Source organism: Youxingia wuxianensis (genome assembly GCF_014385085.1).
Taxonomy (GTDB): domain Bacteria; phylum Bacillota; class Clostridia; order Oscillospirales; family Ruminococcaceae; genus Youxingia; species Youxingia wuxianensis.
This window is the reverse complement of record NZ_JACRTD010000005.1, coordinates 102,924-120,197: the sequence shown is the minus strand read 5'-3', so window position 1 is coordinate 120,197 and position 17,274 is coordinate 102,924. Positions and strand designations below refer to the sequence as shown.

18 protein-coding genes and 1 pseudogene are annotated in these 17,274 nt (G+C 53.7%); 18 read left to right on the top strand and 1 reads right to left on the bottom strand.

Annotated elements, in window-relative coordinates; translation table 11 throughout:
- Positions 1-50: 50 nt before the first annotated feature.
- The 9 genes from H8705_RS08250 (at position 51) to H8705_RS08210 (ending at position 8,362) form a co-directional block, all read left to right on the top strand.
- Positions 51-971 carry a helix-turn-helix domain-containing protein gene (locus H8705_RS08250; RefSeq protein WP_262395361.1) on the top strand — a complete coding sequence of 307 codons (921 nt, stop codon included), beginning with the start codon at positions 51-53 and terminating at the stop codon, positions 969-971.
- A 169-nt stretch (positions 972-1,140) separates the two neighbouring features.
- A complete protein-coding gene (locus H8705_RS08245) occupies positions 1,141-1,413 on the top strand; it encodes a DUF6110 family protein (RefSeq protein ID WP_006575244.1) in 273 nt (90 codons plus the stop codon).
- Between the two features lie 52 nt (positions 1,414-1,465).
- Positions 1,466-3,580 (top strand): heavy metal translocating P-type ATPase, encoded by a 2,115-nt coding sequence (locus H8705_RS08240; RefSeq protein ID WP_262395360.1) that lies wholly within the window; start codon positions 1,466-1,468, stop codon positions 3,578-3,580.
- Positions 3,581-3,669: 89 nt separating this feature from the next.
- Entirely contained in the window at positions 3,670-3,846 is a 177-nt protein-coding gene (locus H8705_RS08235) for a hypothetical protein (protein WP_262395359.1), read from the top strand.
- The gene (locus H8705_RS08230) at positions 3,833-4,804 is read left to right on the top strand and encodes an ABC transporter permease (RefSeq protein ID WP_006575246.1); all 972 of its coding nucleotides are present in this window, start codon (positions 3,833-3,835) and stop codon (positions 4,802-4,804) included. Before H8705_RS08235 ends, H8705_RS08230 begins: the two co-directional genes overlap by 14 nt.
- A complete protein-coding gene (locus H8705_RS08225) occupies positions 4,801-5,778 on the top strand; it encodes an iron chelate uptake ABC transporter family permease subunit (RefSeq protein ID WP_262395358.1) in 978 nt (325 codons plus the stop codon). The genes H8705_RS08230 and H8705_RS08225 overlap by 4 nt, the downstream gene beginning before the upstream one ends.
- Before the next feature lie 2 nt (positions 5,779-5,780).
- On the top strand, positions 5,781-6,533 hold the full coding sequence (locus tag H8705_RS08220; RefSeq protein ID WP_262395357.1) for an iron ABC transporter ATP-binding protein: 753 nt from the start codon (positions 5,781-5,783) through the stop codon (positions 6,531-6,533).
- Between the two features lie 46 nt (positions 6,534-6,579).
- A complete protein-coding gene (locus tag H8705_RS08215; RefSeq protein WP_262395408.1) occupies positions 6,580-7,599 on the top strand; it encodes a siderophore ABC transporter substrate-binding protein in 1,020 nt (339 codons plus the stop codon).
- A 91-nt stretch (positions 7,600-7,690) separates the two neighbouring features.
- Complete coding sequence (locus tag H8705_RS08210; RefSeq protein WP_262395356.1) at positions 7,691-8,362, top strand: peroxiredoxin; 672 nt, start codon at positions 7,691-7,693, stop codon at positions 8,360-8,362.
- Positions 8,363-8,589: 227 nt separating this feature from the next.
- On the opposite strand, the gene H8705_RS08205 is transcribed toward H8705_RS08210, so the two are convergent.
- A complete protein-coding gene (locus tag H8705_RS08205; protein ID WP_262395355.1) occupies positions 8,590-8,820 on the bottom strand; it encodes a helix-turn-helix domain-containing protein in 231 nt (76 codons plus the stop codon).
- 622 nt (positions 8,821-9,442) lie between these two features.
- On the opposite strand from H8705_RS08205, the gene H8705_RS08200 reads away from it, so the two are divergent.
- The 9 genes and pseudogenes from H8705_RS08200 to H8705_RS08165 all read left to right on the top strand — a co-directional run bounded on the left by H8705_RS08200 (position 9,443) and on the right by H8705_RS08165 (position 17,261).
- Positions 9,443-9,730, top strand: a complete 288-nt coding sequence (locus H8705_RS08200) for a helix-turn-helix domain-containing protein (protein WP_262395354.1) — start codon at positions 9,443-9,445, stop codon at positions 9,728-9,730.
- Between the two features lie 684 nt (positions 9,731-10,414).
- On the top strand, positions 10,415-10,555 hold the full coding sequence (locus tag H8705_RS08195; RefSeq protein ID WP_156417376.1) for a hypothetical protein: 141 nt from the start codon (positions 10,415-10,417) through the stop codon (positions 10,553-10,555).
- A 75-nt stretch (positions 10,556-10,630) separates the two neighbouring features.
- Positions 10,631-12,235, top strand: coding sequence for a recombinase family protein (locus H8705_RS08190; protein WP_262395353.1), 1,605 nt, complete (start codon positions 10,631-10,633; stop codon positions 12,233-12,235).
- Complete coding sequence (locus tag H8705_RS08185) at positions 12,235-12,978, top strand: recombinase family protein (RefSeq protein WP_262395352.1); 744 nt, start codon at positions 12,235-12,237, stop codon at positions 12,976-12,978. The genes H8705_RS08190 and H8705_RS08185 overlap by 1 nt, the downstream gene beginning before the upstream one ends.
- 6 nt (positions 12,979-12,984) lie before the next feature.
- A complete protein-coding gene (locus tag H8705_RS08180) occupies positions 12,985-14,610 on the top strand; it encodes a recombinase family protein (protein ID WP_262395351.1) in 1,626 nt (541 codons plus the stop codon).
- A gap of 23 nt (positions 14,611-14,633) precedes the next feature.
- Positions 14,634-15,380 carry a metallophosphoesterase family protein gene (locus H8705_RS08175; RefSeq protein WP_262395350.1) on the top strand — a complete coding sequence of 249 codons (747 nt, stop codon included), beginning with the start codon at positions 14,634-14,636 and terminating at the stop codon, positions 15,378-15,380.
- Positions 15,381-15,469: 89 nt separating this feature from the next.
- Positions 15,470-15,862: pseudogene (locus H8705_RS13695) on the top strand (DUF1016 N-terminal domain-containing protein); the annotation flags it as partial.
- Between the two features lie 88 nt (positions 15,863-15,950).
- Positions 15,951-16,415, top strand: a complete 465-nt coding sequence (locus H8705_RS08170; protein ID WP_262395407.1) for a low molecular weight protein-tyrosine-phosphatase — start codon at positions 15,951-15,953, stop codon at positions 16,413-16,415.
- Between the two features lie 3 nt (positions 16,416-16,418).
- A complete protein-coding gene (locus H8705_RS08165; protein ID WP_262395349.1) occupies positions 16,419-17,261 on the top strand; it encodes a hypothetical protein in 843 nt (280 codons plus the stop codon).
- Positions 17,262-17,274 lie beyond the last annotated feature (13 nt).

Below are 17,274 nucleotides of genomic sequence, written 5' to 3'. Positions count from 1 at the left end.
AGCATAGGCAAAACCATTTCCGAACCCAGAGAAACAGGTCGTGAGAAATCATGCTGAAAGAATATTTATCGAGCCAGGACTCCGGCACAGGCCGTTGGAGCAGCAGTATGCCAGGGGTGCAGATCTGCCGGTTTTCCCTGCCGGAGCCGGAGCAGGAACCTCTGCAGTCTGTCCCGGTGTGCGGCGCACTGCTCCAGTTTGAGGTACTGTTCTGCCTGACCGGCCGCCTTACTGTCCGAGCGTTACAGGGTGCTTCCTGCACGGTGGAGGCGCCGGGCATCTTCCTCCTCTCCGACAGCTCCGCTCTCCGCTCGTGTCAGTATAGCGGAAATCTGGGCGGCATTTTGATCGCCGTAGACGCCAAAGCCGCAAAAGAAAGCCTTGTGACGGTCTGCTCCACCCTGGGGATGAGGTTGGACACCAGGATCGTCAAGGAGAAGATGACGGCGAGGAACGGCTGCATGACCCTGTGCGGCACACCTTGGACGCAGTCATTTTTTGAAACGGTTCGCTATCTGTCTGAGCAGGAGCAGGAACGCTACTGTGTTTTCAAGTCGGTGGAACTGCTGTATCTGCTCTGCACCGAGGTATCTGAATCGAATGGCTCTCTCTCCGGCTCAGGCTGCCCAGTATCCCACAGTCTGTTGGAAGTCAAGGCATACATCCAGACGCATCTGTCTGATAAGCTTACCATTGCGTTCCTCTGCAAACAGTTTTCGCTTTCCCCGACCTTCTTGAAAGAAGGGTTCCGCCGCGCCTATGACATGCCGATTCACAGCTTTTTGGTTCAACAGCGCCTCCGACGGGCACAGGAGCTGATCTGCACCACCCGGATGCCCATTCAGCAAATTGCGCAGGCTGTGGGGTATGAGGGTATGAGCCAGTTCAACGCAGCGTTCAAGCGGGAGTATGGCATGACTCCCGGCCAGTACAGAAAAATGTCGGAAACCGCAACTCCGCGTCCGTTTTGACAGCGACAAACACCCACCTTTTCTGCTACAATAATCAGACATTCCAAAGCATTCAGAAGGAGTGACAGCGATGAAACAGCATCGTTTTTGGGCGTGGGGCGCTGTGATCTGCATGATTATGGTCATGGTCACCGGCTACAAACGGAAATAAGGGAAAGGAAGGATCACAATGAGCGTTTATACGAAACTTGCCTGCTTTGCGGGTGGTGCGTTGTTTGGTTCTTTTGGCATCAAGCTGCTGTCCAGCAAGGACGCCAAGAAAGCCTATGTCCATGTCACGGCCGCCGGCCTGCGGATGAAGGATTCGGTCATGGGGACTGTGACCACGGTGCAGGAAAACGCCGCGGACATTCTGGCCTCCGCCAAGGAGCTGAATGAGGACCGGGCTGCGAAGGAAGCGGAGGAAGCCGCCGCTGCCAATCTGGAGAGCGAAGAAGCCTGATTGACCCAGAGGGAGCCGCCAGCGGCTCCCTCTTTTCGTGAAGGAGGAACCTATGAACGCAACCATATTGCACGAAAGCCGGGGGCGCATCCGGTTCCGGCTGCGGCAAAAACAAATGACACTCGCTCAGGCGGATCTGCTGGAGGCATGGATTCAGGGAAAGTCCTGGTGCCGGCAGGTCACCGTCCACGAGCGCACCTGCTGCGTCATCCTGTACTACGATGGGACTCGCCAAGCCGTGCTGAACGAAATTCGGCATTTTTCCTGGCAGGAGGCGGAGCGGACCACCGCGCTGCCCGCCCACAGCAGCCGGGCGCTGAACCGGGAATTCGAGGAGAAGCTGGTGGCAAAGGTGGTGTGCAAGGCCGCCTGCACCCTGTTTCTCCCGCCTCCGCTGCGCCTTGCCCGCATACTCTGGCACATGGTCCCCTTTGTGCGGCGGGGCCTGGGCTGCCTGCTGCGCCGCCGCGTCAAGGTGGAGCTGCTGGACGCCCTGTCCATTTCCATCTCGGCGTTCCGGGGCGACTTTGATACCGCCGGCACCGTCATGTTCCTGCTGGAGGTGGGCGAGCTGCTGGAGGAGTGGACAAGGAAGAAATCTGTGGCGGATCTGGCCCGGTGTATGTCGCTGAATGTGGACCGGGTCTGGCTGCGCACGACCCAGGGCGAAGTGCTGGTCCCTGTGTCCCAGATCCAGCCGGGGGATGCGGTAGTCGTCCGCGCCGGCGGCATCGTCCCCGTGGACGGCCTGGTGCTGGAGGGGGAGGTCACTGTCAATCAGGCGTCCCTTACCGGCGAATCCATCCCGGTACCCAAGCGCCCCGGAGGCGCAGTCTATGCCGGCACCGTGGTGGAGGAGGGCGAGTGTGTGCTGGAGGTAAAGCAGGCCTCCGGTCAGAGCCGCTATGACCAAATCGTTCACATGATCGAGCAGTCGGAGCAGATGAAGTCGGAGGCTGAGAGCAAGGCTGCCAATCTGGCGGACAAGCTGGTACCCTATACCTTCGCCGGGAGCCTGCTGAGTTTTGCCCTTACCCGGAATGTGACACGGGCTCTGTCGGTGCTGATGGTGGACTTCTCCTGCGCCCTGAAGCTGGCCATGCCTCTGGCCGTCCTCTCCGCCATGCGGGAGGCGGGACGCGCCCACATCACCGTCAAGGGCGGCAAGTTCCTGGAGGCGGTGGCTGCGGCCGACACCATCGTTTTCGACAAGACCGGCACCCTGACCCACGCCTGCCCCCGGGTGGCTCAGGTGGTGTCCTTCGGTGGCAAAGAGGAATCCGAAATGCTGCGGCTGGCTGCCTGTCTGGAGGAGCACTTCCCCCATTCCATGGCCAACGCCGTGGTGGAGGAGGCCAGGCGCCGGGGCCTGCGCCACGAGGAGTACCACTCTAAGGTGGAGTATCTGGTGGCTCATGGCATCGCAAGCACCGTCGATGAGGAGCGAGTCCTCATCGGCAGTGCCCACTTCGTCTTTGAGGATGAGCGTTGCGTCATTCCGGAAGGCGAGCAGGAACGCTTTGATGCCCTGCCGCCGGAGTATTCCCACCTGTATCTGGCAGTAGGGGGGCAGCTGGCCGCTGTGATCTGCATCTCCGACCCGCTGCGGGAGGAGGCGAAGGAAGTTCTGTCCACCCTCCGTGCTCTGGGGGTCACCAATACCGTCATGCTCACCGGCGACAGTTACCGCACCGCCGCAGCCATTGCCGCCCAGGTGGGAGTGGATGACTTCCGCGCTGGAGTCCTTCCGGCGGACAAGGCGGAGTATGTGGCACGGCTCCGCCGGAAGGGGCATACCGTCCTGATGGTGGGCGACGGCATCAACGACTCACCGGCCTTGTCCGAGGCGGATGCGGGCATTGCCATCAGCGACGGCGCCGCCATCGCCCGGGAGATTGCAGACATCACCATTGCCGCCGACAGCCTCTGGGAGATTGTAGAGCTGCGTCGGATCGCCATGGCGCTGATGGCGCGCATCCACTCCAACTATCGCTTTGTCATTGGCTTCAACGGCGCCCTGATCGCTCTCGGCGTGGCCGGTGTCCTGCCGCCTGCCACCTCCGCCACGCTGCACAACCTCTCTACTCTGGGTGTCAGTCTGCGGAGTATGAGCCGGTTGACTACTCAGACACAGCCCGTTCAGAACAACAATTTGCAGAATGGCTAAAAAACAAATTCTTTCCGTTTGGTAGCTTGTGCTTTTTGCGCGGTTGCACATAGCTAACTCGATATGCTATAATAAGCTCACGATGCGCAGTGCGTGATGCATGGCAAGTCCAATCGCCGCTGCGCATTGCTTATGGGATGCAGTTAGCTATCGCTAACCGCCAAAAAGAAGGGAGAGGATTTTATCAGACCGTATCGATCTACCATTGTTCTTTCTGTTCTGCTACTTATATTGTCCGGCTGTTCACTGTTTGTGGGCGTGATTGACCTGACACCCGGTGAGCTACTCGCAGGCAATTTTGAGCAGCTGGAGATTTTCCTGATCTCCCGGCTGCCGCGCCTGCTGGCCATCCTATGCACCGGCATTGGTATGAGTGTGGCAGGACTCATCATGCAGCAGCTGTGCAGCAACAAATTTGTGTCCCCAACCACCGGCGCCACCATCTCCTCGGCCCAGTTCGGCATCCTGCTGGCTCTGCTGTTTATGCCGGCCTCCACACTGTGGAGCCGGGCCATTTTTGCCTTTGCTACGGCGATTCTGGGCACCTGGATCTTCGTCTGGTTCATTCAGCGCATCCAGTTCAAGGATGTGGTGATGGTCCCTCTGGTGGGCATCATGTTCGGCAATGTCATCGGCGGCATTACCAACTATCTGGCTTACAAATATGAGATGACCCAAGCTCTGTCCTCCTGGCTGGTGGGCCACTTCTCGCTGGTGCTGAAAGGCCGGTATGAGATCGTCTGGCTGACGGTCCCGCTGGTGGTGCTGGCCTTCCTCTTCGCCAACCATTTCAACATTGTGGGACTGGGCAAGGATTTTTCCAAGAACCTGGGTGTCCCGTATAACCTGGTCCTCTTTTCCGGGCTCACCATCGCTGCCATGATCACCGCCAGCATTGTGGTGGTGGTTGGTTCCATCTCCTACATCGGGCTGATCGTGCCCAATGTGGTGGCCATGTACAAGGGAGACAAGATCCGGGGCACGCTGGTGGATACCGCTCTGTTCGGCGCCATTTTTGTGCTGGTATGCGACATGATCGGCCGGATCGTAATCGCCCCCTACGAGCTGCCCATCGAGCTGATCGTGGGCATCCTGGGAAGCCTGATCTTTATCGGCCTGCTCTTTTACCGGCTCAAGCACGGCCGAAAAGCCATCCGTCTGGGCAGCGCTGGAACAGGCTGCTGCTCCGCCATGCCTAATCTGAAGGGAGGTGCGGACCAGTGAACACCGCTGCCGTGCGCGCCAACCGGCGCAAACTCCTGATCCTGGCTGCGATTGTTTTTCTTTGTGCAGTAGGATATATGTTGGTGGAGGTCAACTTTTCTAATCCCAAGCTTCTGGCCTACGCCATGAAGATCCGCACCCCCAAGCTCATTGTCATGCTCATTACCGCCTTTTCCATTGGCGGTGCCTCTCTGGTATTTCAGTCCATCATCAACAACACCATCGTGACCCCCTGCCTGCTGGGGATGAATTCCCTCTATACCCTCATCCACACGGCGGTGGTGTTCTTTCTTGGATCTGCCAGCGTGGTGGCCTCCAACGCCAATCTGTCCTTCGCGGTGGATGTGGTGCTCATGGGCATTACCGCTACCATTATCTACAGCTGGATCTTCAAAAAGACCAAGCACAATGTGCTGTATGTGCTGTTGGTGGGCACAGTACTAACTTCGTTTTTCAGCAGCATTCAGACTACTCTTACACGGGTCATGGACCCCAATGAGTACGACAGTCTGCTGAATACTCTGGTGGCAAGCTTCAGCAACATCAATTCCGAGATCATCGTCTTTTCCCTGATCCTCTTGGCGAGCGTCATCTTCGCACTGCGAAAGGAGCTGGCCCTGCTGGATGTGCTGACATTGGGCAAGGAGCAGGCCATCAATCTGGGGGTGGACTACGACCGCTGCATCCGCCGCCTGCTGCTGGGCGTGACTCTCTGCATCGCCGTGGCCACCGCCATGGTAGGACCCATCTCCTTTTTGGGGCTCATCATCGCAAACCTGTCCCGTCAGCTGCTGAAAACCTTCCGGCACACCCAGCTGGTGCTGGGCTCGGCCCTGTTCGGCATGATCGTGCTGGTGGGCGGGCAGCTCATCGTCGAGCATGTGTATTCCTACTCCGTGCCGGTGAGCGTGTTCATCACCGTGGGCGGCGGACTTTACTTCCTCTACCTCCTCCTGACAAGAAAGAAGGTGTGACCATGCATGTACAGGAATTGACAAAACAGTATGATGGAAAAACCGTAGTGGATGGCGTGAGCTTCGCCATTCCCAAGGGCAAGGTGATTTCCCTGATCGGCCCCAACGGCGCGGGCAAGTCCACCGTCATGGGCATGATCTCCCGACTGATCGCCCACGACAGCGGACTGATAGACTTTGAGGGCAAGGACATTGGCAAATGGAAAAGCAAGGAGCTCTCCAAGCGCCTTGCCATCCTGACCCAGTCCAATAACATCCAGATGAAGCTGACTGTGCGGGAGCTGGTGACCTTCGGGCGCTTCCCCTATTCAGGCAACCGGGTCACCCCAGAGGATCAGAAGATCATCGACCGGGCTATTCACTACATGGAACTGGAGGAGTTCCAGGATCGCTTCATCGACGAACTCTCCGGTGGCCAGCGGCAGCGGGCGCTGATTGCCATGGTCATCGCCCAGGACACCGAGTATGTGCTGCTGGATGAGCCCACCAACAACCTGGATATCTATCACGCCACCAACATGATGAAAATCGTCCGCCGCCTCTGCGACGAGCTGGGGAAGACGGTGATTTTGGTGCTGCATGAGATCAACTATGCGGCATTCTATTCCGACTATATCTGTGCCTTCAAGGACGGAAAAATCGCTAAGTTTGGCACTGTGGAGGAGGTGATGACGAAAGAGAACCTGTCGCAGATCTATCAGGTGGACTTCGAGATCCTGACCATTGCGGGCAAACCCCTGTCCATCTACTATTGACCCTTATTTTCAGTACTTTTTAGAAAAGGAGTATCCAAAAATGAACATGAAAAAGATGCTTTCTCTTGCCCTGGCCGGTGTGATGGCCCTGAGCCTCATGGCCTGCTCCGCTCAAAATGGCGGCGATTCTTCCGAGAATACCTCCTCGCCCAGCAGCAGCCAGTCCAGTGAGGAAACCCAGAACAACGAAACCCCTGAGTCTGTGACCATTACCAGCCTCAATGCCAACAAGGAGGCGGCGGAGCTGGAGGTGCCGTATGATCCCCAGCGCATTGCCATTCTGGATATGGCTTCCCTGGACATTCTGGACGCCCTGGGTGTGGGTGACCGGGTAGTGGGCACCGCCGATACCAGCCTTGAGTACCTCCAGGATTACATCAACGACGACATTGCCAACCTGGGCACCATCAAGGAGGCCGATTTGGAAGCAGTCATGGCCTGTGAGCCGGATGTCATCTTTATCGGTGGCCGTCTGGCTTCCAGTTATGACGTCCTCAGCGAAATCGCTCCTGTAGTCTATCTGGCCACGGATACCGAGCTTGGGGTCGTGGAGAGCGTGCGGCAGAATGCCACTACCATCGCCTCCATGTTTGGTCTGGAGGACAAGGTAGACGAGTTGATGGCTGACTTCGATGCCCGCATTACCGCCCTGTCCGAATTTGCCGCCGGTAAGACCGCCATCGTAGGACTGGTCACCAGCGGCAGCTACAATGTGCTGGGCAATGACGGCCGCTGCTCCATGATTGGACGCGAAATTGGTTTCGAAAATATTGGCGTGGACGCCAACATCGACACCTCCACCCATGGCAACGAAGCATCCTTTGAGTTCATCGTGGAGAAGGCACCCGACTATATCTTCGTTCTGGATCGTGATGCCGCCATCGGCACCGACGGGGCAAAGCTGGCCCAGGAGATCATGGAAAACGAGTTGGTGATGGGAACTGATGCCTACAAGAACGGCAACATCGTCTATCTGGCTCACCCCGCCGTGTGGTACACCGCCGAGGGCGGTATCTCCGCACTGGACATCATGCTGCAGGATCTGGAGAGCGAGCTGCTGGGTTAACGCTGTTTCAGATGGAGTATTACGGCCTTTCTCCAAAGAACCCATATATCATATTCATCGAACTTGACTACTAACGAAAGGAGCGCTTACCATGGATCAGGAAAACAGAATGCCTCTTATTGGCGACAAGGCCCCGTCCTTCGAGGCTGTCACCACCCAGGGCTCTATCAAATTCCCGGAGGATTACGCAGGCAAATGGGTGATCCTCTTCTCCCATCCTGCGGATTTCACCCCGGTCTGCACCACGGAGTTTATGACCTTCGGCTCCATGATCGACGAGTTCAAGGCTCTCAATACTGAGCTGGTGGGCCTTTCAGTGGACTCCATCTACTCCCACATCGCCTGGCTGCGGAAGATCCAGGAGCTGGAGTGGAACGGTAAGAAACACATCAATGTGACCTTCCCCCTCATCGAGGATATCCGCATGGAGGTGGCCAACAAGTACGGCATGATCCAGCCGGGACAGTCCAACACCCAGGCGGTACGGGCGGTGTTTGTCATCGACCCCAACGGCGTGGTGAGAACCATCTTGTACTATCCGTTGTCCACGGGCCGCAACTTTGACGAGATCAAGCGCATCATCCTGGCGCTCCAGAAAGCGGACGCCGATGCCTGCGCCACTCCGGCCGACTGGCGACCCGGCGATGATGTCATCGTACCCACCGCTGGCAGCTGCGGCGTAGCCAAGGAGCGGATGGACAACCAGAGCGAGAATCAGTATTGCCTGGATTGGTTCATGTGTTTCCGCAAAGAGGCGAAGTAATACTAAGTTAATTCCCCAATAACAGAAAACCGGTCGAGATTTCATGCACGAGATCTCGACCGGTTCTTTTTTGTTGTATTTCGGTGATTTTGCAAAGACTCTCGGTGATAACCAATAGAAAATGAGCTTCAGAATTTGCAACTGCGTTTATAATTAATTTGCCGTTCCCATTTGAAATGCCGACCGTCCAATATGCTGGAAAAGTATTGCTATGCCTCCTGCGAGCCTCATTTTTCTATCTTTTCTAGTGGTATAAATTCTAATAGATCGCCGATCCCACAATTCAACACCGTACAAAGCCTTGCGAGGACATCTATATCTAAACGAGTAATTTGGTTTTTACAATAATTGTTGATCTGCGTCCGCTGCATCTCAGCTCGATGGCTCAGCATGTTCTTGCTAAGACCAGATGCCTTCAACAGCTCGTCCAGCTTAATCCGAATCGTTCCATATTCCACTTGCCAACCCTCCGACCACAAGAAATATGTTGACAAGTTTAGTGTACCCTTGGTAGAATAGAAAAATAAGATATAGAAAGTCTTGTCAGACTAATTGCACATATATAATGCACAGTTTTGGCTTGTGCTTTTTAGCCAATATGAATATATAATAATACAAAAAGAGGATAATCTTCAAATTTCAGCAAAACTGCCTAAAACCTAAGCGATTTCTAAGAAACCCCTAAAAATTCCCTATTATAATACCCCCATCGAAACGGTGAGGGGAAACGCACTTTTTGTCTGTTATCCCCGCAAGGGGAGAATATGGCAGGAAATCGTATAGGGAGCAATGAACACCCGCCGGGGGTCAGGGAAAAAAGAACAACATTACATACCGCAATCCTCCAAGGGGTTGCGGTTCTTTTTTATTCGACACCATTTGTCCTTACTCACTATATACCGCTAAAGCTCGGCAAATATTTCTCTTCGTATGCACTCACCGCACGGTGGGTGCATTTTTTGTTTGTCGAAAAATGGCGCCCTCTGCTCAGCGTCCGGTGTGTCCGGTCGCTCCATTGCCGCGACCCACCGCTCCGAAATTTGGTTCGCATCCAAATTTCAGAAGACGGAGTAAATCACCATGTACTTTAATAGAGAGGACTATGGTTCAAGGATCAGGAGCTTGCGAAAAAAGCGTGGGCTCACACAGGAGCAGTTGGCAGAGAAGATGAATGTCAGCACTCCATACATCGCAAAAATCGAAACTGGAAAGCAGCCTGGCCCAGTCGAGCTGGCCGTAGAGTTTGCAGCATTCTTTGATGTTTCTCTGGATTATCTCCTGGTGGGAAAAGGAGATTTTGCAGAGGAACAGAAGCGCGGACTGCGGATGGCCATCGCTCTGCTGTCTGAATTGGAGGCATCCCTCTAAAAACTTTCCATTTTGGGTTGGTAAACTTTCCATTCTGTTTCTGTTGGAAGAATACGCTCGGAGTTACAATCTTCGTGAGATCAAAACATCTCAGCGGACCTTGAAAAACACCGCCCCAGGCGGTCATATCCGGCAACTTGAATACCTTAGCTGATCGGGAGAGCGTCAGACCGAGTGCGCGAAGACCACCTGTGCGGAGCATATCCGCATCAAAGGACGGCCAAATAAGGTGCAGAGCGACACCCACTCAGGCCAAGACAGCCTTGGCAAGCTGTCCCCGCCATGACCCCATCAGCCTACAATGATACTTCTGTTTACGCAGCTCGGAGAGATCCTCGGAGGGGTGAGAGTCCCATGATGTGCGCCAGCACAGTTCAAGTTGCCGCCCTGCCTGGGGAAGTAGTGTCGAATACAGGCGACTAAGCAGCATCAAGAAACAAAGGGCCGCTCCAGACTCGGAGCCTACACTCGCTCACCTGACCTTTGGGAGCGGCCCTCTGTTTTTCTTTTGATAGCAGAAATATGGGATCTGATCACAGTACATTCTCTTCTTCTCCTCAACCTCCGTTCCTCTGAGTTCTTCATCTTTCCCCCTCTACACTCCTCTTCCTTTTCTCCTCAAACTCCCTGATTGGGTCCCATATTTCTGTTATCAAAACAAATCCACGAAAGCGAGGAACCGAGATGACAAATATCGATTTGTGCGGCATTGCCCAACTGCTCCGCACGCTGATAGAGCAGAAGAAAACCACAGAAAGAGAGGCCCGCAAAATTTTGGCCAGAATTGCCGCACAGACCGGTGCGGACATTATCCTTTCTTTCTGAAATCGCATTCTTTTCAATAGCTATTTCAAAGGTGTTGTGGTATTGTTTGTGTTGCAAAAAAGGAGGTGAACTGACATGGCGGAAAAGCTGATGACCGACGGCAGCATGGCACTTCGAGAAAAGCAATACCGGGTCATCACCATTGAGGCAACTGAAAAGCCCCAAAACGCAAAATTGCGGGTTGCGGCATACGCCCGTGTCAGCTCCGCCTCTGATGACCAGCTCAACTCCTTCGCCGCCCAGAACCGTCACTACAGCGACCTGATCTCCAGCAAGGAAAACTGGAGAATGGTAGACATATACGCAGATGAGGGTATCACTGGGACATCGGCTGAAAAGCGTGAGGACTTCCAGCGGCTCCTGGCAGATTGCCGCAGAGGGCTGATCGACAGGGTGCTGGTAAAATCCATCTCCCGCTTTGCCCGCAATACCAAGGAATGCCTGGAAACCATCAGAGAGCTGAAATCGCTCGGTGTCGGCGTCTACTTCGAGAAAGAGAACATTGACACTGCGACGATGTCCGGCGAAATGATGACTGCGCTCTTCGCATCCTTCGCCCAGGCCGAGAGCGAATCCATTTCCGGCAATATGCGATGGAGCTATCAGAAGCGAATGCAAAGCGGAACATTCCTTCCATCATCCGTACCTTACGGTTACATCGTTCATAATCGGCAAATAGAAGTTGATGAACAAGAAGCACAAATCGTCCGCAAAATTTTCCGAGAGTATCTTGCGGGACAGAATATGGCTACAATTGCAGATTCACTTAATCTCGCAGGTATCCCTAAACGCAAAGGAAATTCAGCTATCAAATGGCACAAAACTTCTATTCGATACATTCTAACCAACGAGCGATATATCGGAGATTCCCTGTGGCAAAAAACATATATGACGGATGCATTTCCACCAATAATGGTACGCAACCATGGAGAAAAAGAAATGTATTATGCGGAATCCACGCATCCAGCTATTATTTCCAAGGAGGAATTCGATTCAGTACAAGTGCTTCTCCATCGTCGCGCCAAACGAGAAATCTCCAAGAGCCATGATTCGCCATTTGATCAAAAAATATTTTGTGGGCAATGCGGAACTTCATTTCGGAAAAAAGTCAGCCACGAAAAAATGTTCTGGAGCTGTAGAAAGCATAGCCAGAATACACAAAGTTGCCCTGTAACACAGGTGCTGGATTCCGAAATTCGAGAGACATTCGTGAGATTTTATTTCAAACTAAAGCAAAACAATGAGGATATTCTCTCGCAAATGCTTTTATCCCTCCAGGCCATCCGCAACCGCCGGATGCTCTGGAGCCTGGATGTCATTGAACTCAACATGCAAATATCCGATCTTACCAGTCAGAATCAAATGTTGGCCACGCTGAAACAACAGGGCCTCATTGATCCTGACATTTTTATATCCCAGAGCAATGAGTTGACCGAGCAGCTCCGCGCTGTAAAGCTGAAAAAGGAGCGTCTTCTGGCCGTCGATGGCGACAACACCATCGCCCAAACAAGAGAGCTGATGGAAATCTTGAATGATGGCCCGGACTTCCTTGACAGCTTTGACGCAGAGCTGTTCGGTGAGCTCGTTGAAACAATCATCGTGGAAAGCAATGAGCGAATCCGCTTCCGCCTGAAAAACGGGCTGGAGCTGACCGAAACCATAGAAAGGACGGTGCGCTGATGGGCAATCGGAAGCAGCCGTTTGGCTACAGGGTGGTTATGGGAGAAATTGCCCTCCATCCGCAGGAATCAAAGCTGGTAGAGTACATCTTCCAACAATACCTTGCTGGTGCCACCTACAACACCTTGGTAGAGGAGCTTCGGGAACAGGCAATTCCCTATGACGAGGGAAAGCTATGGAACAAAAACATGGTTGCCCGAATTCTGGAAGACAGCCGCTATACGGGAGAGCGCGGCTATCCGCCGGTCATTGATCGAGAAGCCCTGGAGAAAGCACTGGAAAAACGAAACACAAAACAGACGGCAGCTCCCAAAACGGACACGCAGAAGCTCCTCCGCCGCTTCAGCGGGCGGCCATCGACAGCGCGCATGGAGCGGCAGGTGCTGGATCTGCTCAACAGCCTGATCGTATCGCCGGAACAGCTCCGGCTTCCGGCAACAGCGCCGCCTGATCGATCCACTGAGCTGAATCTGCAGCATAAGCTGGACAGAGTGATGGAGTGCCAGCCAATCGATGAGGATGCCGCAAAGGTGTTGATCCTGTCCATCGCTGCGGCTCAGTACGGCGCCGTCGACTCCCGCGAATATGAAACGGTTCGTTTGCGCAGAGTGTTTTCCGGGCGTCAGCCCATGACTGCGTTGGATGCAGAACTGCTTCAAAGCGCAGTATCCGCCATCCATTGTCATAACGATGGAAGTCTGAATATCAAGCTGAAAAACGGTCAAGTAATTGGGAAGGAGTGAAACAGCATGAGAAAAAGCCCGCCCAAAGTCATCACCATACCCGCAAAGCCGGAGGTCGCAAGCCGGCAGGCGATCCAGCGCCAGCTTCGCGTGGCTGCCTACTGCCGGGTATCCACTGATGACGAGGAGCAGCTCACCAGCTATGAGGCGCAGCAGAACTACTACACCGACAAGATCATGACCAACTGGGAGTGGACCATGGCCGGGATCTTCGCAGACGAGGGCATCACAGGGACATCGGCTCGGAAGCGGCCCGAATTCCTGAAGATGATCCGGCTGTGCAAGCAGAAGAAGATCGACATCGTCCTGACCAAATCCATCTCCCGCTTCGCCAGAAATACGGTGGACTGCCTGAATTACATCCGGGCCCTGCGGGAATTGGGCATTGCGGTCATCTTCGAAAAGGAGAACATCAACACGCTGGAAGCCGACAGCGAGATCCTCATCACCATGCTTGGAGCCTTCGCTCAGGCAGAAAGCGAGAGCATCAGTGCCAATGTTCGCTGGGGTAAGCGGCAGGCCATGCGCGAGGGAAAGACAATCATACAGTATAACCGGCTGTACGCCTATGAAAAAGGCGAGGACGGCAAGCCGAAAATCATCCGGGAGCAAGCAGATGTGGTTCGTTCGATCTATGACCAGTATTTGAGCGGAGCCAGCCTTCGGATGATCAAAGACAGGCTGGAAGCGGAGCAGATCCCCAATGTGACCGGCGGCTCCCAATGGACGATCACGGCGATCCGAAGCATCCTGACCAATGAGAAGTATTGCGGAGATGTCCTCCTCCAGAAGACCTACATCAGCGACTGCATCAGCCGCAAGGTCATCCGCAACACGGGGCAGCTCCCCATGTATCTGGTGCAGAACCATCATGAGGGCATCGTGGAGCGCAAAACCTTCGATGCGGTACAGGCAGAGATGGCGCGGCGCAGTGCCGGGAAAAGCCCTTCCAAAAAGAATGCCCCCACGGGGATGACATCCTATGCCAGCAAATACGCCTTGTCGGAGCGCCTTATCTGCGGCGAATGCGGCACCCTGTACCGCCGCTGCACCTGGTCCAAGCAAGGCAGGAAGCGCATCGTGTGGCGCTGTGTCAGCCGGTTGGACTACGGCACCAAGTACTGCCACAACTCACCAACGCTGGACGAGGAACCGCTCCAGAAGGCAATCCTCGCCGCAATCAACTCCGTCATGAGTCAAAAGAGTACGCTGATCCGGCAAATCACCTCCGCCATGGAAATGGAGCTGGCTCCGGTTCCCGGCGAGAGCATGAGTCTTGCCGATATTGAAAGGCGGCTGGGCGAGCTGAACGACCAGACCCGTGAGCTGGTGGCAGAATCCGCCCGAGCTGAGGATGCCACCGCCTGCACCGCCCAACTGAGAGCTATCATGAATGAGGCTGCCGTACTAAAAGAAAAGCGAGCCCTGATTGAAGAACAGCGTCAGAGCAACGCTCAGGCTGTACGGCGCATTGAAGATGCGGCTGCCGCGATGGCTCAGGCGTCCACCCACATCAGCGAATGGGATGAAGCTCTCATCCGGCAGCTGGTGGATACGGTCAAGGTCAACTCAGCGGAGAAAATCACGGTGTTCCTCCGCGGCGGCATCCAGGTGGAACAGGATATGATATAATAGGCAAAAGAAGGTGAACCGAAATGATCTACGCAACCGGCGATACCCACGGCAACTTCCAGCGGTTTGCACCCGAACACTTCCCCGAGCAGGCCGGAATGACCAAGGAAGACCATATGATCATCTGCGGAGATTTTGGCGGCGTATGGGATGGGGGCAAGAAGGAGGAGCGGAATCTGGACTGGCTGGAGGATCTGCCCTTTACCACGCTGTTCATCAGCGGCAACCATGAAAACTTCGACCTGCTGAGAAAATACCCGACAGAGGAATGGAACGGCGGAAAGATTCAGCGAATCCGGCCTCATGTGATCCACCTGATGCGCGGGCAGGTCTTTGACCTGCAAGGATACTCCTTCTTTACCATGGGCGGTGCCAGAAGCCATGATATCGAGGACGGTATTCTGAACCCCAAAGCACCCGATTACGAAGAACAATACTGGGCCCTTCGCAGAATGGGCGCCCGATTCCGGGTCAACCACCACTCCTGGTGGAAACAAGAGCTTCCCGATAAATCCGAGTATGAGGAAGCTCGGCACAGCTTGGAAAGCATTCACTATGAGATGGACTATGTGATCACACACTGCGCCCCAAACAGCATCGTGGACATACTGGGAAACGGTGGATATGTTCACGACCACCTGACCGGCTTCCTGGAGGAAGTCAAAGAACGAGCCAAGTTCCACTACTGGCTGTTCGGACATTACCACGACAACAAAATCATCGACGACCGCTTCGTCCTGCTCTGGGAGCAGATGGTACAAGTGGTGTGAACAGGCCAAAGAGAAACGCAGGAGGCGCCTCCTGTGCTTCTCTTTGGCCTGTTTCTAAATAAGGCAGGTTCTGCCGGAAAGGAGAAGCCATGAACATCCGCAAAAATATCGATTATTCCGCCATGTTTGCAGCCCTGGACGCCGCGCTGAACGCTGAGCTGCCCCAGATGAAACTCTGCTGCGAACTGGGCCGCATTGTCTGTTCCCGGCCTGAGAAAGGCGCGGCTGTGGCCGCAGCCGAACACCTGCACAGCCGTTTCCCCGATGCTTCCGGCTTCTCCCCGCGCAACCTTCGCCGGATGCGGGAGTTCTATCGGATGTATGAGAACACCCCCGAATTGCTGGCCCTGGCCATGGAGATCAGTTGGACCCAGAATGTAGTCATTTTGGAAGCAGACATGGAGCCGGATGAGCGGCGCTGGTATCTTCGTGCCGCTGACCGTTTCGGCTGGTCAAAGGCAGAACTCCAGAGAAAAATCGATTCTGCCGCCCATCTGGAAATCCAACTCGACGAATCTGAGGTTCCGTGCTATACTGAGTGCGATAGTAATGAGTTGGAGTGTACGGAGCATGATCAGGATACTTTTTCTCTGCCACGGCAATATTTGCAGAAGCCCGATGGCCGAGTTTATCATGAAGGATCTGGTGAAGAAAGCCGGTCTGGAGCAGAGCATTCAAATCGAGTCGGCGGCTACCAGCACCGAGGAGATTGGCAATCCGGTGTATCCGCCGGCTCGCCGCAAGCTGTCCGAGCATGGCATCGACTGTTCCGGAAAACGAGCCCGGCAGCTTCTGAACAGCGATTACGAGAAGTACGACCTTCTGATTGGCATGGATCGAGCCAACCTGCGGAGTATGTACCGGATCTGCGGCGGCGATTTTGCCGACAAGATGCACCTGCTGATGGACTTTACCGACCGCCCCGGCGAGGTGGCCGATCCGTGGTATACCGACGATTTCGACACGACCTGGCGGGATGTGGAGGAAGGCTGCCGGGGACTTCTGCAGAAAATTATCAAGAAGGCAGTGGTGTAATTTATGAACGATAACTGTTGGGGAAATCCGGATGCTTTTTCAATGGTGTTGCGCTGTACAAAAATGCGATATGCGCGCACATTTTTGAACTGCGGCCAGATCAAATTTAGTACACCGAGTTCATGGGTTGAGTATGAAGAAAAATACGGTGATGGCAGAGGCGATCGCCTTGAAGGAACAATGGCGACTTTCAATATTTGGGATTTTGAGAATTCACTTCCTATTTTAAGAAAATACAGCTATTACACTGATCTTTTAAAGATTCAGAATGGCAATAGGATCTATTTAAAAAGAAGACGGGATATGCACTTGCCCTGCTTTTGCTTATATTATTTAAAAAACAGTATGTTCATATGTCCGAAAGAACCAGGTATTCAAAAGTTGAAAACATCTATTCCATACTCATATTTTAGAGACTTTGCTGATAATATGTCTCCAGAAGAAGTTCAAAAGTTGCCCGAAGATGAGAGACCAGTCCTCATTGTTATTGAAGACTACCCGGAGTTTAAGCGAAGATTAGTCCATAAACTTATAGAAATCGGTTTGCTTGACCGCGAAATTATAGAAACTAAAGTTAGTTATTTTGATTTTGATCAGTATGGTGAATTTGGTTGGTGGGACTTTGGGCAGAAAAGCCCTATGGAATTAGCTGTAAAACATATTCGGTTCAAAGACCAGAACGAAGGACGTTTTATCATTAATACAGATAACCAGAGAATCCTTCAATTATTGGACAAACCAATTGAGATTGGGCCCTTAGATGATATATGTATTTTGTGTGACCACTATTTGTATGATGGCATGGATATTGTTATGACAGCAAAAGTAGAACAAATAGAGGAATAAATAATTGAATTAT